15 protein-coding genes and 5 pseudogenes are annotated in these 18874 nt (G+C 30.9%); 6 read left to right on the forward strand and 14 right to left on the reverse strand.

Annotated elements, in window-relative coordinates; all coding sequences use genetic code 11:
* Window positions 1-36: 36 nt before the first annotated feature.
* From murB to recF, 4 genes and pseudogenes are all read right to left on the reverse strand, one after another.
* Window positions 37-1074 carry a UDP-N-acetylmuramate dehydrogenase gene (murB, locus tag JJC03_RS10415; protein WP_258931322.1) on the reverse strand — a complete coding sequence of 346 codons (1038 nt, stop codon included), beginning with the start codon at window positions 1072-1074 and terminating at the stop codon, window positions 37-39.
* Between the two features lie 52 nt (window positions 1075-1126).
* Window positions 1127-1801 (reverse strand): DUF2461 domain-containing protein, encoded by a 675-nt coding sequence (locus JJC03_RS10420; RefSeq protein ID WP_088398027.1) that lies wholly within the window; start codon window positions 1799-1801, stop codon window positions 1127-1129.
* Window positions 1802-2103: 302 nt separating this feature from the next.
* Window positions 2104-2796: a thioredoxin gene (gene trxA / locus JJC03_RS10425; RefSeq protein WP_088398028.1), complete on the reverse strand. Its 693-nt coding sequence runs from the start codon at window positions 2794-2796 to the stop codon at window positions 2104-2106.
* A gap of 28 nt (window positions 2797-2824) precedes the next feature.
* Window positions 2825-3903 (reverse strand): annotated as a pseudogene (gene recF / locus JJC03_RS10430) (DNA replication/repair protein RecF).
* A gap of 131 nt (window positions 3904-4034) precedes the next feature.
* Between recF and JJC03_RS10435 the strand changes: the two are divergent.
* The 6 genes and pseudogenes from JJC03_RS10435 to JJC03_RS10460 all read left to right on the forward strand — a co-directional run bounded on the left by JJC03_RS10435 (window position 4035) and on the right by JJC03_RS10460 (window position 10238).
* Window positions 4035-4841 (forward strand): tetratricopeptide repeat protein, encoded by an 807-nt coding sequence (locus JJC03_RS10435; RefSeq protein ID WP_088444560.1) that lies wholly within the window; start codon window positions 4035-4037, stop codon window positions 4839-4841.
* Between the two features lie 64 nt (window positions 4842-4905).
* Entirely contained in the window at window positions 4906-5394 is a 489-nt protein-coding gene (gene ribH, locus JJC03_RS10440; RefSeq protein WP_088398031.1) for a 6,7-dimethyl-8-ribityllumazine synthase, read from the forward strand.
* Window positions 5395-5589: 195 nt separating this feature from the next.
* On the forward strand, window positions 5590-7443 hold the full coding sequence (gene mutL, locus JJC03_RS10445) for a DNA mismatch repair endonuclease MutL (RefSeq protein WP_374226224.1): 1854 nt from the start codon (window positions 5590-5592) through the stop codon (window positions 7441-7443).
* Between the two features lie 21 nt (window positions 7444-7464).
* Window positions 7465-8204 (forward strand): annotated as a pseudogene (locus JJC03_RS10450) (rhomboid family intramembrane serine protease).
* A 40-nt stretch (window positions 8205-8244) separates the two neighbouring features.
* Window positions 8245-9126: a rhomboid family intramembrane serine protease gene (locus JJC03_RS10455; RefSeq protein ID WP_088398034.1), complete on the forward strand. Its 882-nt coding sequence runs from the start codon at window positions 8245-8247 to the stop codon at window positions 9124-9126.
* Window positions 9127-9186: 60 nt separating this feature from the next.
* Window positions 9187-10238 (forward strand): annotated as a pseudogene (locus JJC03_RS10460) (endonuclease/exonuclease/phosphatase family protein).
* Here the strand turns inward: JJC03_RS10460 and JJC03_RS10465 are convergent.
* From JJC03_RS10465 to pafA, 10 genes and pseudogenes are all read right to left on the reverse strand, one after another.
* Window positions 10235-10849 carry a WbqC family protein gene (locus JJC03_RS10465; RefSeq protein ID WP_088398036.1) on the reverse strand — a complete coding sequence of 205 codons (615 nt, stop codon included), beginning with the start codon at window positions 10847-10849 and terminating at the stop codon, window positions 10235-10237. The pseudogene JJC03_RS10460 and the gene JJC03_RS10465 overlap by 4 nt on opposite strands.
* An 82-nt stretch (window positions 10850-10931) precedes the next feature.
* Window positions 10932-12493 (reverse strand): annotated as a pseudogene (lepB, locus tag JJC03_RS10470) (signal peptidase I).
* Window positions 12494-12571: 78 nt separating this feature from the next.
* Window positions 12572-13277: pseudogene (gene dapB, locus JJC03_RS10475) on the reverse strand (4-hydroxy-tetrahydrodipicolinate reductase).
* A 3-nt stretch (window positions 13278-13280) separates the two neighbouring features.
* The gene (locus JJC03_RS10480; protein WP_088398039.1) at window positions 13281-13841 is read right to left on the reverse strand and encodes a DUF5683 domain-containing protein; all 561 of its coding nucleotides are present in this window, start codon (window positions 13839-13841) and stop codon (window positions 13281-13283) included.
* Window positions 13841-13933 carry a hypothetical protein gene (locus JJC03_RS19425; RefSeq protein WP_445297840.1) on the reverse strand — a complete coding sequence of 31 codons (93 nt, stop codon included), beginning with the start codon at window positions 13931-13933 and terminating at the stop codon, window positions 13841-13843. The genes JJC03_RS10480 and JJC03_RS19425 overlap by 1 nt, the downstream gene beginning before the upstream one ends.
* Window positions 13934-13935: 2 nt before the next feature.
* Window positions 13936-14736: a ParB/RepB/Spo0J family partition protein gene (locus tag JJC03_RS10485; RefSeq protein ID WP_374226225.1), complete on the reverse strand. Its 801-nt coding sequence runs from the start codon at window positions 14734-14736 to the stop codon at window positions 13936-13938.
* Between the two features lie 23 nt (window positions 14737-14759).
* On the reverse strand, window positions 14760-15524 hold the full coding sequence (locus tag JJC03_RS10490; protein WP_088398041.1) for a ParA family protein: 765 nt from the start codon (window positions 15522-15524) through the stop codon (window positions 14760-14762).
* 123 nt (window positions 15525-15647) lie between these two features.
* The gene (locus JJC03_RS10495; protein WP_309597639.1) at window positions 15648-16583 is read right to left on the reverse strand and encodes an aminotransferase class I/II-fold pyridoxal phosphate-dependent enzyme; all 936 of its coding nucleotides are present in this window, start codon (window positions 16581-16583) and stop codon (window positions 15648-15650) included.
* Window positions 16567-16776: a hypothetical protein gene (locus JJC03_RS18820; RefSeq protein ID WP_309597640.1), complete on the reverse strand. Its 210-nt coding sequence runs from the start codon at window positions 16774-16776 to the stop codon at window positions 16567-16569. Before JJC03_RS18820 ends, JJC03_RS10495 begins: the two co-directional genes overlap by 17 nt.
* A 132-nt stretch (window positions 16777-16908) precedes the next feature.
* Window positions 16909-18543 carry an alkaline phosphatase PafA gene (gene pafA / locus JJC03_RS10500; RefSeq protein ID WP_235873294.1) on the reverse strand — a complete coding sequence of 545 codons (1635 nt, stop codon included), beginning with the start codon at window positions 18541-18543 and terminating at the stop codon, window positions 16909-16911.
* Window positions 18544-18874: the final 331 nt, after the last annotated feature.

Below are 18874 nucleotides of genomic sequence, written 5' to 3' on the forward strand. Positions count from 1 at the left end.
TTTTTATATGATTACTATCAAATTTACTAAAAAAAATTAAATAATATTTACTTCTGCTTCAATTGTAATTCCAAATTTATCAGAAACTGTCTTTTGAACAAATTTAGACAGGTTTAAAATGTCTTGTCCTGTGGCATTTCCATAATTTACTAATACTAAGGCTTGCTTAGTGTGTACACCTGCATCACCATTTCGATAGCCTTTTAATCCTGTTTGTTCAATTAGCCAACCAGCAGGTACTTTTACTTCATTTTCTGAGATGTCATAATGTTTTATTTCGGGATGAGAAGCTTTAGCTCTGTTAAAATCCGCTCTCGAAATAATTGGGTTTTTAAAAAAGCTACCACTATTTCCTAATTCTTTTGGATCCGGTAGTTTGCTTTGGCGGATGGCAATTACGGCATTGCTTACGTCTTTAATTGTTGGAGTAATAATGTTTTTATTTTCTAATTCTTTTAAAATATCACCATAACCTGTATTAATTTTATGATTATGTTTTGTTAGTTTAAAAATGACAGAAGTAATGATATACTGATCTTTAGCTTCTTGTTTGAAAATACTTTCACGATAGCCAAATTTGCATTCTTCATTTGTAAATGTTTTAATTTCTTGTGTACGAATATTTATAGCTTCACAGGATACAAAGGTATCTTTTATTTCAGCTCCATAAGCACCAATATTTTGAACAGGGGTCGTACCTACATTGCCAGGAATTAAGGACATGTTTTCAATGCCTCCATAGTTTTGTTCAATATTCCATAAAACAAATTCGTGCCAATTTTCTCCAGCTTGAGCCTCTACCCAAACATGATCTTCATCTTGTTTGATAACTTTTTTACCTTTTAGGTTTATATGGATGACTAAAGCATTTATATTTTGTGTTAGAAGCATATTACTTCCTCCTCCTAATATGAACTTCTTTTTGTTAATATGTGTTTTTAAAGTATCTTTTAACTCTGTTATGTTTTGAATAGCAATAAATTCTGAAGCTTTCGCTTCAATGCCAAAAGTATTATAGTTTTTAAGAGAGAAATTATGTTGGATATTCATTGGGTCTAATTTATTTGTTTGCAAAGTACGCAAAGATTTTGCAAAGAACATAAAGAAAAAAATGACTTATGCTTTTTTATTCTTCAGTTTCTAATGCTCTATTTAAAAAGGAATTAAATGGTTTTATTGTAATGAGTTTAGAAGCTATCTTTTTAGCGAAATCTTGGTCTGTAAACCATTTTTCATCAATGGGTTGTGAAATAGTAAAACTTTTTAGTTTTAAAAATTCTATTGCAGGATGATTATTGTCATATCCTTTTGGAGCGGACTTTAACACGTTACCTTCTTCTCGGTCTAAGCTGTTAAATTCTTTTTTAAAAGTTTTATCATTTACAATTTCTTCTAAATCTTCATAGAAGAAAGCTATTTCTCGACGTATTTTTTTTAAATCGTCAGTTTCAGGACACCATACGCCTCCAGCTATAAAACACTTGCCTTTTTCAAAATGTATATAATACCCAGGACTATTTTTACGTAACTTATTGGTAGACATCCAAATTCCCATATTTGTTTTATAAGGCGATTTGTCTTTTGAAAAACGAATGTCTCGGTTAATTCTGAAAGTACAGTTTTTTACTTCAAGAGGCTCTAATGAAGGGTCTAGAGGTTTGATTTCTTCTAGAATATTACTAATTAAATTATGATAATCTTTTTTGTATGCTTCATAACGTTTTTTGTTAGCATGCATCCACTCAGTTGTATTGTTTGCTTTTAAATCTTCTAAGAAATTGATAGCTTCTTTTGTAAACATTTTTTTGATTGTATGTTGATGTAAATATACGTAGATAAATTGTTTTTTAAATATAAAAAGAAACTATGGGGTTTAATAAGTTTTGAACTGATGAAATTTATGAGATTTTATAATTAGTTTAAAAGAGTCTGTCCGAAAAGTAATCAATCAATGCACTGTTTGCTACTCTTACGGTAGGAGAATTTTGATAATTAATATTATGTGATTTGCTTTATCTATTCGGGTAGGGCTTTCAGTTCTTTCTTGAAATGAGAAGATTGCAGACTTTTAGGACATCCTCTTTTAGTTTTACGTTTTTGAAATTATAGTTTTTTTCTCAATTCTTCTTCTTTAATAAAACCTAAGTTTTTCCAAGTTTCTTTGCCTTCTTGATAAAGAATTAGAGTAGGTAATCCTTCAATTTGTAAATCTTGTGCTAATTGTTGGTTTTGATCAGCATCTATTTTTACGATTTTAATTTTACCTTTCATTTCCTCTTTTATTTTTTCAAGATAAGGAGCCATTTTTTTACAAGGACCACACCATTCGGCATAAAAATCGACTAATACTTTTTTATCTGATTGTACTAATTTTTGAAATTCAACAAGGGTCATTCCTGATACAGCTGTAGGTTTTGATAATCCTTCAGTATTCCATTTCATGATGCCTCCTGTCATATTATGAATCTCTTTAAAGCCCATACGGCTCATTTTATCCATAGCTTTTCCACTTCTTCCTCCGCTTAGGCAGTATAGGTAAACAGGTTTGTTTTTGTCTAACTTTGCTAAATTGGTTTCAAAATCAGCCGCGTTGTAGTCAATATTTATTGCTTTGTCTAAGTGTTGAGAAGCATATTCTTGAGGTGTTCTTACATCAAGTATATATACGTCTGAATTAGCTATTTTTTCAGCAAATATCTTAGGTTCTAAATTGTCTGTTGTAGAATTATTTTGTCCTTTACAACTAGTAAAGACAATCATTGTGGTGCAAAGTGTGCTGAATAGTAAGTTTTTCATTTTTTTAATTTTAGACTAAGTTAAAAAATTATATGTTAAATATTTTATAAAGCTGATGGGTCTGTTTGACAATGTTTTCCGTTCGTTCAGAATGTGTGTCAGAAATAAAAAGTTGTCCAAATTCCTCATTATTTACCATAGAAATAATTTGACTAACACGATCTTCATCTAATTTATCAAAAATATCATCAAATAAAAGTATAGGTTTTTCTCCGCTTTGTTTTTTTACAAACTCGAATTGTGCTAGTTTTAGGGCAATTAAATAGGATTTTTGTTGTCCTTGTGAACCGAATTTTTGATAGGATGTCCTTCTATTAAAAAAGCTAAATCGTCTTTGTGAATGCCAATACTTGTGTATTGTAACGTTCTGTCTTTGTGTATATTGTTTGATAGAAGTTCTATTAAAGGCGCTTCACTTAATTGGCTTTCATATACTAAATATACACTTTCAGCTGAGTTAGAAATTAGTTTATAATAATGGTTAAAGATGGGGATGAATTCAGTTAAAAATTGTTCTCTTTTTTTGAATATTTCAGTACCTAAACTAGCTAATTGGTCATTATAAATTTCTAAAGTATCTTGTTCAAAAACACGGTTTAAAGCAAAATATTTTAATAAAGCATTTCGTTGCGTTAATACCTTTTGATATTGTATGAGTTGGTGTAAATAATGATTATCTAATTGAGAAATTACGCTGTCTATGAATTTTCTTCTTACTTCACTTCCTTCTCTAATTAGATCAGCATCTGTGGGAGAAATAATAACCATTGGGATGAGGCCTAAATGATCTGAAAACTTTTCATAAAGCTTACCATTACGTTTGAGTATTTTCTTTTGTCCTTTTTTTAAACTGCAAACAATATTTTCAGGACGATCTTGTTTTACGAATTCGCCATCTATTACAAAAAAATCACTTCCGTGTTTGATATTTTGTACGGCTAAAGTATTAAAATAACTTTTCCCAAAAGCTAAGTGATAGATTGCATCTAATACATTAGTTTTTCCAATTCCATTTTTACCCACAAAGCAATTAATCTTGTGTTCAAAATCGAAATTTGCTTCCTCAAAATTTTTAAAGTTGAATAAAGAAATTTTTTTTAGGTGCATAAATCGAAGAATTGTAATTTTTAGGTAATAATTATTTAAAAATCGCTCGCAAATTATTAAAAATAAAATGAAAACTTATTTTGTTTTTCAATAAAAATTTTATTTTTGCACCTCACTAATTTAAAATTATAATGGCAACTTATAATAAAAGAGGATATAAAGCTCCAAAACCACAAGTTGAGAAAACGGAAGAAGATACGCTTGAAAATGTACCTGATTTAGAGCAAACCATTGCGGTTGAAGAAAGTGAAAGTACGACCGCTAACGTTTTTAATACCTTAGATGAAACTGCAAGTAAAACGGAAGAGTTCGTAGCAAAGAATCAAAACCTAATTTTATCAGTTTTAGGAGGGGTGGCTTTAGTTGTAGTGGGGTACTTGATGTATAATAAATTTGTATCAACTCCATCTGAAAATGAAGCTGCTAGTGATATGTATCAAGCTCAGAAGTATTTTCAACAAGCAGTTGATGCTTCACAAGCAAATGATTCTTTATTTAAGTTAGCCTTAAATGGAGGTGAAGGAAAACAAGGTTTTATTGATATTGCTAAAAATCATAGTGGTACAGATGCAGGTAATTTAGCAAATTATTATGCGGGTATGGCTTATTTACATACTAAACAGTTTGAAAAAGCAATTGAGTATTTAAATGATTATAAGTCAGACGATGCTTATACTAATGCTTTAGCTTTAGGTGCCATTGGTGATGCAAAAGCAGAATTAAATAAAACGGATGAAGCGTTAGAATACTACGTAAAGGCAGCTGAAAGTAACGCAAATGAATTAACTACACCACGCTTTTTGTTAAAAGCAGGTCAATTAGCTTTTGCTAAAGGAGATAAAGCAAATGCGTTAAAATATTTTACTGAAATTAAAGAAAAATATGAAGACACTCCAGAAGCTCAAAATATTGATGCTTTAATAGGAATGGCTCAATAAATTATATAAGCAGTACGTAGTTCAGTCAAAAGACTTTATACTAATAATACTGTAAACTAAAAATATGGCTACAGCAAATAAAAATTTATCAGAGTACGATAAAAATTCGATCCCAAATGCGAAAGATTTTCGATTTGGGATTGTTGTTTCTGAATGGAATGATAAAATTACCGAAGGTCTTTTTAAGGGAGCAGCATCTGCTTTGTTAGATTGTGGTGCCTTACCTGAAAATATTATTCGATGGAATGTTCCAGGTAGTTTTGAATTGATTTACGGAGCAAGTCAAATGCATAAAAATTTAGATTTAGATGCCGTTATTGTAATTGGTTGTGTTATTAAAGGTGAAACGATGCATTTTGAGTTTGTATGTGAAGGTGTAACACAAGGAATTAAAGATATGAATGTCATATATGATGTTCCTACTATTTTTTGTGTATTAACTGATAACACAGAAGAACAATCTATAGCCAGAAGTGGAGGAGCCCATGGGAATAAGGGTACAGAAGCTGCAATAGCTGCCATAAAAATGGTAGATTTAAGAAACAAATTTTAAATTGAAAAATAAAATTTATCTTTTATAAAGAAACAAACAATCTTTTAAAAGTTAATAAATAAAAGCCATTCTAATTGCAATGTAATAGGATGGCTTTTTTGTGAAAAAATAAAAAGATTGAATGATAAAAACCCATTCCTTTTCTTTAATTTTGTTTTCAACCCATTTTAGGAAATTAATTTAGTAACTCATTTAATGTCAAGTATAATACAATTACTACCTGATCATGTAGCTAATCAGATAGCGGCAGGAGAGGTAGTACAAAGACCAGCTTCCGTAGTTAAGGAATTGGTAGAAAATGCAATAGATGCAGGATCTACTGATATTAAACTTATTTGTAAGGATGCGGGAAAAACACTCATACAAGTTATAGATAATGGAAAAGGGATGAGTGTAACGGATGCACGTCTTTGTTTTGAACGTCATGCTACTTCAAAAATTAGAAAAGCAGAAGACTTATTTGATTTGCATACCAAAGGTTTTAGGGGAGAAGCTTTAGCTTCTATTGCAGCAATAGCTCATGTAGAGCTTAAGACAAAGCAAGATCAAGATGAATTAGGAAGTCATTTAATTATTGAAGGAAGTAAATTTGTTTCTCAAGAACCATCTGTATTACCAAAAGGGACTTCATTTGCAATTAAAAATTTATTCTTTAATATACCTGCCCGTAGAAATTTTTTAAAATCAGATACGGTTGAATTGCGGCATATAATTGATGAATTTCAACGAGTAGCCCTAGCTCACGAAAATATACATTTTACTTTTTATCATAATGGAAGCGAAGTGTTTAATTTGCCACAATCTAATTTACGTCAGCGTATTGTAAATGTTTTTGCTGGAAAAACAAATGAAAAGTTAGTGCCAGTAACGGAAGAAACAGAAATTTTACAATTAAAAGGTTTTATAGGTAAGCCTGAATTTGCTAAAAAGAGTAGAGGAGAACAATTCTTTTTTGTAAATGATCGCTTTATTAAAAGTGGTTATTTGCATCATGCTATTATGGCTGCTTATGAAGGTTTGTTAAAAGATGGGATGCAACCAAGCTATTTCCTTTATTTAGATGTACCTCCACATACTATTGATATTAATATTCATCCAACTAAAACAGAAATAAAGTTTGATGATGAACAAGCTCTGTATGCTATTATCCGTTCAGCAGTAAAACACAGTTTAGGACAGTTTAACGTAGCCCCCGTTTTAGATTTTGATCGTGATGCTAATTTAGATACACCTTATAGTTATAAAGATCTAGAAGCAGAAATGCCAACCATACAGGTAGATGCTACCTTTAACCCGTTTGCAGATGATATACCAGTATCCCCCAAAAGTACCAGCAATTTTAATTCTTCTTCAAGTAGTAGTCATTTTAATTATCAGCCTAAAAAAGAAAGCCAGAGTTGGGAGAGCCTTTATGTAGGATTAAAAGATGCTTTTGAGCCAGAAGAAATACATTTTGAATCGGAAACTGTTACAGGATCTTTGTTTAACGATACTGAGATAGAAAAAGCAAAATCTACAACTTATCAACTGCAAAAGAAATATATTGTAAGTCCTATCAAATCAGGGATGCTAATTATAGATCAACATAGAGCTCATCAGCGTATTTTGTATGAGCAATTGTTGAAAAATATAACGGTTCAACAAGCTAATAGTCAGCAATTGTTATTTCCTTTAACTTTGTATTTTTCAGGTACAGAAATGGCATTGTTCTTAGAGTTAAAAGCTTCATTAGAAAATGCAGGATTTATTTTCGAATCCGCTGCTTCAGGTACCGTTGTTATATCAGGTATTCCAGTTACTATGACAGAAAGTGAAGTAACAAGAGTTTTAGAACAACTGATATCAGATTTACAAGAAGAAATACCAGACAGTAGTTTTAGTCAGATGGATAGTATGGCTAAATCTATGGCAAGAAGTTTAGCAGTTAAAACAGGAACTATTTTAACTGAAGTAGAACAAGAGAATATAGTTAATAACCTCTTTGCTTGCAAAGAACAATCAGTTTCACCATTTAATCGTCCTACTTTTTATAACTTTAAGCGTGGATGATATTGATAAAAAATTTAGTATATGATGCAAATTACTCCTACGGTTAAACAACTGTTAATAATTAATGTTATTTGTTTTATAGGGGCTCAACTAGTCCCGCAATCAGAGCAGATTTTAGCTCTACATTATTTTCAAAGTACAAGCTTTCGCCCATGGCAATTTTTAACTTACATGTTTATGCATGGTAATTTTATGCATATCTTATTTAACATGTTTGCTCTATACTCTTTTGGAAGTGCATTAGAGCATTTTTGGGGTGCTAAAAAATTCTTGTTTTTTTATATATCATGTGGTATAGGGGCAGGTTTAATTCATTCAGGAGTAAATTATATTCATTTTCAAGAAGGATTTAATACATTAGTTTCAAATGGTCAAAAACCAGCTGAAATATATGAAATTTTAAAAGAAGGAAAGTATGATTTAGGATGGGAACAAATTTTATCTCAAAAAGATTTTAGTTCTTTTTATCAGCTTATATTTCACCAGCGGTAGGAGCTTCAGGTGCTATTTATGGTCTTTTAACTGCTTTTGCTTTTATGTTTCCAAATGCTGAGTTAATGATGATGTTTATTCCTGTTCCTATTAAGGCAAAATATTTTGTTCCAATATTAGTTGCTTTAGATTTATTTTCAGGAATGACGGGATCTTCTCTTTTTGGAGGGAATATAGCACATTTTGCACATGTAGGAGGAGCTTTGATTGGTTTTCTTATGATGTGGTACTGGAAAAAGAATTCATTTAATGATAAACGTTGGAATTAATAAGGGATTTACGTGATAATGTAATTCTAAATTGTGAAATATGAATATTTTAGAGGACTTAAAGCAACAATATAGAGTAGGAGATTTAACTATAAAATTAATTTTTTGGAATATCTTATTATTTGTGTTTCCAACTCTTATTGTTAGTGTTTTGAAATTAATAGGGATAACATTTAATTTCTATGAATGGGTTGCGTTGTCTAGTGATATTCATCAATTAAGCTATAAGCCTTGGAGTTTAGTTAGTTATTGTTTTTTTCATAGTGGTTGGATTCATTTAGTTTTTAATACGTTGATGTTGCATTTTGCAGGTCGAATTTTTACTACTTATTTTACTCAAAAACAACTTTTATCAGTTTATGTCTTAGGAGGTTTATTTGCTGGTTTAATTTATATCTTAACTTATCTAATATTGCCTTTTTTGTCTAATCAATCAGTTTTGCTTGTAGGAGCTTCTGCCTCTATTATGGCTATAGTATATGCTACGGCTACTTACCAGCCTTATATGAATGTTCGTTTGGCATTATTTGGTAATGTATATGTTTGGCAAATAGCTTTAGTTTTTCTTATAATTGATTTAGTACAGTTGCCTTTAGAAAATACAGGAGGGCATATTTCTCATTTAGGAGGGGCATTTTTTGGATTTATATATATAAAATTATTAAAGAAAGGGGTTGATTTAGGAAAAGGATTAAGTGGGTTTTTAGATAATATTTCAAATTTGTTTAATAAGAAAAAGGCAACACCGTTTAAAACGGTTCATAAAAACGCTACTCCCTCAAAAAACGAAATAAAAAGTAAGATAGTAAGGAAAGACAAAACACAACAACAAATTGATGAAATCTTAGATAAAATTAGTCAATCTGGTTATGAAAGTCTAACTAAAGAAGAGAAAGAATTTCTTTTTAGAGCAGGTAAATAATTTAAAATATTCTGATAAAAAAATCGTTTCTTTGTAACTGTTGTTTTCAAATAAAATAAAATGAAAAACCTTACGTGGTTTAATAAGCTCGTTTTTGTTGTTAATCTTTTGATTACGTTCTTAACTTTTTTAGCGTATGCACTTCCTTTTTAGCACCTAAATGGTTTTCATTTTTATCTGTATTAACTCTTATTTTACCCTTTTTTTTGATTGTAAATGCCTTGTTTTTTTTCTATTGGCTTTTACTTTTTAAACGGCAAATGATTTTTTCTGGTTTGATTTTGTTATTAGGAATTACTTTTATTAATAAGTTTTATAAGTTTTCATCTAAAGAATTAACCAGTTCGGATAAGGATTTTGTGGTAATGAACTATAATGTACGATTATTTAATTTGTTTAAATGGATTCCAAGAGAAGATGTAGCACATGATATTTTAGAATTTATAAATGAAAATAATCCAGATGTTCTTTGTATTCAGGAATATTCTACATCAGCATCAGCTAAAGTAGATTTTAAATTATATCCATATCGCGCTATTTTTACTAATGGGAATTTAATCAAAACAGGGAATGCTATATTTTCAAAATTTCCAATTGTTAATGAAGGGGAAATGGAGTTTCCTGAATCTAATAATGTTGCCATTTTTGCAGATATTAAGATAGGAAAAGATATTGTAAGAGTATATAATTTACATTTAGAATCAATTAAAATTTCTCCGGATGTAAATGAGATGTCAGAAAATGTAGAAGGTTTTAGTCAAGCTAAATCAGAAATGATTTTTAAGCGTATTGGAAAGGCTTTTAAAAAACAACAGCAGCAAGCAGAAATATTTGTAGAACATAAAAAAGAATGCCCTTATCCTTTAGTTGTTTGTGGAGATATGAATAATAGCGCGTTTTCTTATGTATATAGAACAGTAAAAGGAAATATGCAGGATGCTTTTGAGGAAGCAGGAAAAGGATTCGGACAGACTTATACATTTAAATATTATCCTGCCCGAATTGATTATATTTTTGCTGATCCTAAAATGAGTGTCAAAAGTTTTAAAAACTTTCCGAATTTTGTAAACTCAGATCATCTGCCTATATTAACAAGGCTTTCATTGTATTAAAATAAGTTTTGATTTACTAAATATTCTTTTGCGTAGCGACCTTCATTAAAAAGTAAATCTAAAATACTTAAGTTGTTTATAAAGCCATGTTTTTCTTCAAAGACTTGAGTGTAAGGTGTTAGTAAAGTGGAATCTTTTTTACCGTTAGCAAGTGAACGTAAATCTTTATAATCTGGAGCTTCTTTAAAAAATTCTATTGTTTTGTGTTGTTCAAAATTTAATCCTAAACATTTAGAAACAATTTCAATGGTTTGGTAATTTAAATCTATTAAGAATTCATGTTTTTGATTGAATATAGGAGTAATAGCATCTTCATAATATTCGAAGAAAGGAGAGGTTCTATAAGCGGCTTCTAATGATTTAAAATGTTGTTTTTGCCAGTCAAAAGCGGTTTCTAATCGAATATCTTTTGTTTTTTGATGTCCTCCTTTAGAATGTTTAACAGGAATGTTTAAGAGTTGTATTCCGTTTGGGCTGTATATGTACATTCTGTTTCGGTTCGTTTGTTTTTGAAAGTTGTCATCCATTTCAAACGTAACCTTTTCTGCTTGAGCAATAGCTGCAAAATGACTAATTGAAGGGAAATAGGTAGGGTGTATTAATAAGTTCATAATTGTTTTAAAAGTTTCAGGTTTCAAGTTCAAATTTTTAACCTGAAACCTGAAACCTGAAACCAATTTTTATAATTTTATTTTAAGCTTTTTTCTTCTTATTTCTATACCAATCAAAACCAAACCAAGCAACTAGTGCTACTAGGAAATATTTGAAATATGAAGTTGGTTGACCATCACCACCTACAGTACAGAATAAACGATCCCAACGGATTTTATCAATAGCCTTGCTCCAAGGGATATTAGGATCTATACTCCACCAGATAAATACGGGTTTCCCTACGATATGATCCATAGGTACAAATCCCCAGTAACGACTATCTTCTGAACGATGGCGGTTGTCTCCCATCATCCAATAGTAATCTTGTTGGAAAGTATAATTCGTTGCTTCTTTACCATTGATGTATATTTTACCTCCTTTTTCTTCTAGAGTATTACCTTCATATACTGTGATAATTCTTTTATAAAAAGGAAGGGTTTCTTTGTTTAATGCAATCGTTTTATTTGCTTCTGGAATGTAAATGGGACCAAGATTATCTAAAGACCATTTTTGATTATGAGGAAAAATAGATTGGTCTATTTTATTAGGAGCAGGGGTTAAATTTTTAGTAACTGATTTTACAATGGGAATATTTTTGATACGTGCTATGTTTTCATCAGTAACAGCTCCAAAGAAATATTCATTAGGTTTATCTGTTGGGTAGATACCATCTGTTATTTTTAATTCGTTGATTAAGAAGCTAGCATATGAGGCTAAATCACTACCATCTGTTGTTACGAAATAAGAGTATTGAGGTTTAGCTCTTTCTGGTAAAATTAATTTTTATTATTAATGTATACATACCCATCTTTTATTGATAAATTATCACCAGGTAAACCTACACAACGTTTTACATAATTAGAACGTTTATCTTTTGGTTTGTCTATATGTCTTCCTGAACGATCAAAGAATTGATAAACAGTATCAGCAGGCCAGTTAAAACAAACAATATCATTGTGTTGTATTTTTTGTAATCCAGGTAAACGGAAAGAGGGAAGCTGAGGTTTGCTTAAATATGATTTTGCTTTTATGATCATCATACTATCATGAACCATAGGCATAGCTACGGCTGTAGAAGGTGTTCTAGCTCCGTAATGAAATTTACTCACAAATAAAAAATCACCTATTAATAATGATTTTTCTAATGATGCAGTAGGAATATTAAAAGGTTGCATTACATATGTATGGACTAATGTTGCAACTACTATAGCGTATAATAAAGAAGCAACTGTATCTCCTGCTTTTGTAGTAGGTACTAAACTTCGGTCTCTTTTGTATTCAACATCTACGAAGTAGTTTATATAGTAAATGTAAAAACCAAATGTTAAAACGCCTAATAAAGTGTCTTTTTCTTTATTATGTCCAAAACTTCTTAATGTTTCTACCCATACAACAATAAACATGATTAAGTTTATTACAGGTACAAAAAGAAGAGCGGTCCACCAGGTAGGGCGATTAATGATTTTCATTAAAACTATGGCATTGTAAATAGGAATAAAAGCTTCCCATGATTTTCTGCCTGCTTTTTGATAAAGTTTCCATGTTCCTAAGCCGTGAATAAGTTGTACGACTAAGAAAAAAATAAACCATTGTGTTGCTGTCATTTTTATTTCTTACTTTATGCTTTAAGGGGTAGACCTTAAGCCGTTATTAATTCTTTTTATATCTATTTTGTTTGTACTTTAGTGACTATTGAAAAGTACATCTTTCATTGTAAATACCCCCTTTTTTACCTATTATCCATTCTGCTGCTATAACGGATCCTAATGCAAATCCTTCTCGATTATGTGCAGTATGTTTTATTTCAATTTGATCAACTTGGCTATCGTAAAAGATGCTGTGGGTTCCAGGTATATTTTCTATACGTTTTGCTTCTATATGAATTTGTTCATTACTAGGAGTTTCCATCGTCCAGTTTTGATATTTAGAATTTTGAATAATTCCTTCTGCTAACGTAATAGCAGTTCCGCTTGGAGCATCTAGTTTTTGAGTATGATGAATTTCTTCCATAGAGACTTTGTATTGTTCTAGGTTTGCCATCATTTTAGCTAAGTAAGAATTAAGTTCGAAGAAAATATTAACCCCTAAACTAAAGTTAGATCCGTAAATAAAAGCTCCTTCTTTTTGTTTGCATAGATCCACCATTTTTTGATAATGTTCAAGCCAGCCTGTTGTACCGCTTATTACAGGGATGTTTTTTTCAAAACAAGTTGTAATATTTGTAACAGCGCTTGTTGGAATGCTAAAATCAATGGCTACATCTGCTTTTTCAAGTCCTTCAAAACTGTCTTGACTTGATTTTTTTAATATAATTTCATGACCTCGTTCTAAAGCAATTTTTTCAATTACTTTACCCATCTTGCCATATCCTAGAAGAGCTATTTTCATTGGTTAAAATTTAAAATTTAGTGCAAGCCCTATGTTTTGCTGTGCGTTAAAATCATTAGTTTGTATTTCAGGACGAATAGTTAATCCATCATTTACGTTAAATTGTTGTAAATGAGCATCTACATTTGCATCTATTATGTTAAGTGCGTAAAGAGCAACTGTAATAAGTAAAGATAAATCTCTGTTTCTTTGGTAAAATTGCTGTCCTTGGATTAATTTATCATCTGTTAATCGAGCATATTCTGGATTTAAGTCTGGGTCTTTAGCAGATCTTTTTATATATTCTGTTCTAAAACTATCGTATCGTTTTTGGTTCCAGAAATAAGCATAAGCTCCAGTGCCTATTGCTGCATATACAATAGGAATTTTCCAGTAACTTTTATTGTAGGCTTGCCCAGCACCAGGTAATAAGGCAGAATAAAAAGCGGCTTTAGCGGGGCGTAAAGGGTCTATTTTTTGTTTAGTTATAGTATCGTTAGCCATTAGTCTTATCTTATCCTGTGCATTTGTTGGGAAAAGACCTAAACTAAAGCTAACAATAACTATGTATATCCAATATTTCACTAAGAGTTTATTAATTTTAAAATTCTGTTAAAATCTTCTTCTGAATGAAATGGAATTGTGATTTTTCCTTTTCCTGAACCAGCTACTTTAATGTCTACTTTAGCTCCAAAGTAATCATTAAAGGATCTTTTTCATCTAAACCTATGTCAAACGCAGCTTCGGTAGGTTTAGTTGCGGGTTTGTCTAGTTCTCCATTGTGGTAAGCTTTAACTAAAGCTTCTGTTTCTCTAACAGAAAGATTTTGACTTACTATTTTTTGATATATAGAAGCCTGTGCATCATGGTCTTCTATCGTTATGATAGCACGACCATGCCCCATAGATATAAAACCATCTCGGATACCTGTTTGGATGATTGGATCTAGTTTTAATAGACGAAGGTAGTTAGCAACAGTAGAACGTTTTTTACCTACTCTGTCGCTTACTTGTTCTTGTGTAAGTTGAATTTCATCCATTAAACGCTGATATGAAAGTGCTATTTCAATAGGATCTAAATCATGACGTTGGATGTTTTCTACTAACGCCATTGTTAGAGATTCATTATCGTCTGCTAAACGGATATAGGCTGGGACTGTCTTTAATCCTACAATCTTAGAAGCGCGTAAACGACGCTCACCTGATATTAATTGATATTTATTGAAATCAATTTTACGAACGGTAATCGGTTGAATAACGCCTAATTCTCTAATAGAAGTAGCGAGTTCTTGTAAGGCTTCTTCGTTAAAATTAGTACGGGGTTGAAAAGGATTAATTTCAATAGACTCAATATCCACTTCAAGGATATTACCTACTACTTTGTCTGCATTTTTATCGGTCGCTGATTTGATGTCATTATCTGGATCTTTCAGTATAGCCGATAATCCTCTTCCCATTGCTTGTTTTTTTGCCAATGCCATATAATCCTTCTAAACTTAATTGATTAACTATTCTTTTTGATAATTTCTGATGCTAAATCTAAATAGTTTGTAGCTCCTTTACTAGTAGCATCATAATTTATAATACTTTCACCAAAACTAGGTGCTTCACTTAATTTGATATTACGTTGAATAACAGTATCAAATACCATATTGTTAAAGTGTTTTTGTACCTCTTCAACTACTTGATTAGATAGACGTAAGCGGGAATCATACATGGTAAGTAAAAGTCCTTCGATATCTAAATCAGGATTGTGAATTTTTTGAACGCTTTTGATTGTATTCAATAATTTACCAAGTCCTTCCAAAGCAAAATATTCGCATTGAATAGGAATTACTACTGAGTTAGCAGCTGTTAGTGCATTAAGTGTTAGTAATCCTAAAGAAGGAGCACAATCGATAATGATATAATCGTAGTTCTCAGAAACTGATTTTAATGCTTCTTTAAGCATGTATTCACGGTTTTCTTTATCTACTAATTCTATTTCGATTGCTACTAAGTCAATATGCGCAGGAATTACATCTACATTAGGAGCTGTACTGTTAATAAGCGCTTCAGTAGGCGTACAACTGTGCTCTAAAATTTGGTAGGTGCCTAGTTCAACTGACTCTACATCAATACCTAATCCAGAGGTAGCATTTGCCTGCGGATCAGCATCTATAAGTAATACTTTTTTTTCTAAAGCCCCTAAAGCGGCCGCTAAATTAATAGAAGTGGTTGTTTTACCTACACCACCTTTTTGATTAGCAATTGCAATGATTTTACCCATTTTGATTTTCGAAATTTTGAGCCGTAAAAATACAATTATTTATGGGTTTTGAAAATCTATTTTGTTAACAATTTAATAAATGATTTATACCCAATTATCTAATGCTTTGTTTTGTTGGCTTTGTTATATTTTTATAAGTTTTTCAGCTGCTTGAATTAAGGTTTCATCTGTTTTAGCAAAACAGAAACGAAGCATTTGTCTGTCTGTCTGGTCGTTATGAAATACAGATATAGGAATAGCAGCTACACCTTGTTTTTCAATTAACTCTTTTGCAAATGTTACATCATTTGTTTTTGAAATGTTTTGATAACTTACTACTTGAAAGTATGTTCCGTCACATGGCATTAGTTCAAAACGACTGTTTTTTAATAAATCTTGAAATAAATTTCTCTTTTTGAGATACATACTGGAAATGTCGTTAAAATCAACTATATCTAGATATTCAGAAATAGCGAATTGAGCAAAGCTGTTTACACTGAATACTAAAAATTGGTGTACTTTTTTTATTTCATTCATTATTAACTCAGGGGCTATCAGATAACCTACTTTCCAGCCTGTAACATGTAAAGATTTTCCAAAAGATGAAGCAATTATAGTACGGTTAATTAGTTTTTTTCGGGTGTTGAATGAAATATGAGCTTCTTTGAATGTAATGTATTCGTAAACTTCATCTCCTAATATGAGGATTTTAGGGTATTTTTCTAAAATTATTTCTAATGATTCAAAATCTTTTTCAGTCCAAATTCTACCTGTTGGGTTATGTGGATTATTAATAATAATCATTTTGGTTTTAGAAGTAATGGATTTTTCTATGATGTTAAAATCAGGAGTATAGTCTATTTTTAAAGGTACTCGTATTGGTTGTCCACCAGCTAATAAAACAGAAGGTTCATAGCTGTCGTAGCACGGATCTAAAATAATTACTTCGTCATTTGTAGATATTAACGCATTAATTGTGCTATATATTCCTTGTGTAGCACCAGCAGTGATAAGTATTTCAGTATTGGTGTTTATTGATCGATTGTATCGAATTAAGGTTTGTTTAGCAATTTTTTCCATTAAGGAAGGTAAACCTGCCATGGGGGGTATATTGGTGAATGTTTTCCTTTATTAGTCGTTGACTGATATCTATTAATCGTTCATCTTCAGGGAAATTAGGGAATCCTTGTGAAAGGTTAATAGCACCTTTTTCATTAGCAAGTTTAGACATGGTTGCAAAAATGCTAGTTGTGATATGTGGTAATTTAGACATAATGAAGAATAGGACTATTAAGATGTATTTTAGAAACAGCAAAAATAAGAAAAGTTTTATTTTTCTAGTAAATGATTAATTAGAGTAGGGTAATAAGTAAAAAAGCACTTGAAAATCAAGTGCTTTTGTGTTTTATTTAGGTAAGATTTCAGTTAAAGGTATAGCATCAGTACTATTAGGTAAAGTTGTTTTTAGTTTTAATGCTAGGGTAGGAGCAATTTGAGTGATGTCTTTCTTGTCGAAATTTTCTCCTTTTTTGATTCCCCATCCATAGAATAAACAAGGAACGTGGGTGTCGTAACTATAAGGTGAACCGTGTGAAGTTCCTGTGGTTTGATATTGCATATAAGCAGGTTTGTCTACTATAATTAACTCTCCATTTTGAACAGGGTCATATCCTTTAGATACAAAATTTAAATAGTTATCAGATACAGAGCCTGCTATGATTTCACTTTCATCATATACTTTTTTAACATGTTTTTGTGTATATAGGAAGTCTTTAACGGCATTTTTTACCTTGTTAAGATCTAATCCTTTTTCTTTTATTTTGACCTTATCTAAGAAAACATTGAAGGAATCATATAACAATAATAGGTTGTCGCCAAATTGAGCTTTGGTGAATTCAGCAATAGCATGTTCAATATTTTTTTCATTAGTATCGTCTACATCATAGCGATTGTCTTTTAAGTGCATAACATTTTCAGCACCAGCATGATCTGCTGTTAAGAAAAGTAAGTAATTATCTTTTCCTACATTAATGTCAAGATATTGTAAGAAACTTGCTAATGTTTGATCTAAACGTAAGTAAGTGTCTTGTAGTTCAATAGAACGGGGACCATACATGTGACCAATGTAATCTGTAGCGGAAAAGCTAACGGTTAAAAAATCAGTGTCATCATCTTTCCCTAATTGTTCATTTTCAATTGTTTTTTGAGCAAAGTCCGCTAAGAAATTGTTGCCAAAAGGTGTTGTTCTTAAAATGCCAACATCGCCTGGTTTTGTTAATTCTGAAAGGGCGTAAGGGAAGAATGCTTGTTTTTTGTTTAGCTTCCCTTCGTATGGATTGTCATCAGGTAAGCTTTCATTGTAAGTGCTTTTTTCTTTTAATAAATCCCAATTTTGGTTAACGTATTTCTCGTAGTTTTTTTCATTATTAAATTGAGTTACCCAAGTTGGTAGTGATTTACCATAGAATGTACTAGAGATAAAATTTCCTGTTTTGCTAAACCAAAAAGCCCAATCAGCAAAATGCCCAGCTGGTAAAATTGCTCCTCGATCTTTAACACTTACTCCAATTACTTTACCTTTGAAATTTGTGCTTAATTTTAATTCATCTGTAATTGTTGATGATTGTAAGATTTTAGGAGACATTTTTCCTTCAGATTCAGTACCTATACCTACAGTGGAAACGTCAGTATCATCTGTACAGTACAGATTTTTTCCTGTAGCCTTGTTAAACCATTCATTGCCCACAATTCCATGTACAGCAGGGGTAGTTCCTGTATAAATAGAAGCATGTCCAGGACCTGTAAAAGTAGGCATATAGTTATAGTGCATATTGTGATAAGTAAATCCGTCACGTAATAAACGTTTAAATCCACTTTCGGAAAAATCGCTGTAAAAACGATTTAAATATTCCATTTTCATTTGATCTACCACTATACCTACTACTAGTTTAGGTCTTTTTATTTCTGCATTGATTTTAGCCGTTTGTGCGCCAACAGCCATACTCAATATAGAAAAATATACTTTAAAAAATTTCTTCATCTTTTTAAAAAAATTAGCTCGCAAATTTAACTATAAATCTAATGAATGCTGTGAAAGTTATGTGAATTTTTTTTTCTAGGTCAAGATTTTATGTTTATGCTTAATTGAAGTTACAATCATTATTTTTTCTTGTTATGTAGTTATTACATCTGTTTTTGTTTTTTTATATTAAATTTTAATTGTTTGTAGAAGTATTTAATTTGTTAATATTAAAGAGTTTATTATACAAAAAGAAGGTGTTTTTTAGTGTTTGGTAATTATATTGCTGATAGGTATTTTTTAAGATTATTTATATATGATCTAAATTCTGTCCTACAGTTATGAAACTTAA

The organism is Flavobacterium oreochromis (assembly GCF_019565455.1).
In the GTDB taxonomy this organism is placed as follows: domain Bacteria; phylum Bacteroidota; class Bacteroidia; order Flavobacteriales; family Flavobacteriaceae; genus Flavobacterium; species Flavobacterium oreochromis.

Coding starts and splice junctions, on each gene's coding strand:
- pafA (WP_235873294.1), bottom strand. CDS start 18,543: ATGAAGAAATTTTTTAAAGTATATTTTTCTATATTGAGTATGGCTGTT.
- JJC03_RS10420 (WP_088398027.1), bottom strand. CDS start 1,801: ATGTTTACAAAAGAAGCTATCAATTTCTTAGAAGATTTAAAAGCAAAC.
- JJC03_RS10485 (WP_374226225.1), bottom strand. CDS start 14,736: ATGGCATTGGCAAAAAAACAAGCAATGGGAAGAGGATTATCGGCTATA.
- JJC03_RS18820 (WP_309597640.1), bottom strand. CDS start 16,776: ATGTCTAAATTACCACATATCACAACTAGCATTTTTGCAACCATGTCT.
- JJC03_RS10490 (WP_088398041.1), bottom strand. CDS start 15,524: ATGGGTAAAATCATTGCAATTGCTAATCAAAAAGGTGGTGTAGGTAAA.
- trxA (WP_088398028.1), bottom strand. CDS start 2,796: ATGAAAAACTTACTATTCAGCACACTTTGCACCACAATGATTGTCTTT.
- mutL (WP_374226224.1), top strand. CDS start 5,590: ATGTCAAGTATAATACAATTACTACCTGATCATGTAGCTAATCAGATA.
- JJC03_RS10435 (WP_088444560.1), top strand. CDS start 4,035: ATGGCAACTTATAATAAAAGAGGATATAAAGCTCCAAAACCACAAGTT.
- JJC03_RS10495 (WP_309597639.1), bottom strand. CDS start 16,583: ATGGAAAAAATTGCTAAACAAACCTTAATTCGATACAATCGATCAATA.
- JJC03_RS10455 (WP_088398034.1), top strand. CDS start 8,245: ATGAATATTTTAGAGGACTTAAAGCAACAATATAGAGTAGGAGATTTA.
- ribH (WP_088398031.1), top strand. CDS start 4,906: ATGGCTACAGCAAATAAAAATTTATCAGAGTACGATAAAAATTCGATC.
- JJC03_RS10465 (WP_088398036.1), bottom strand. CDS start 10,849: ATGAACTTATTAATACACCCTACCTATTTCCCTTCAATTAGTCATTTT.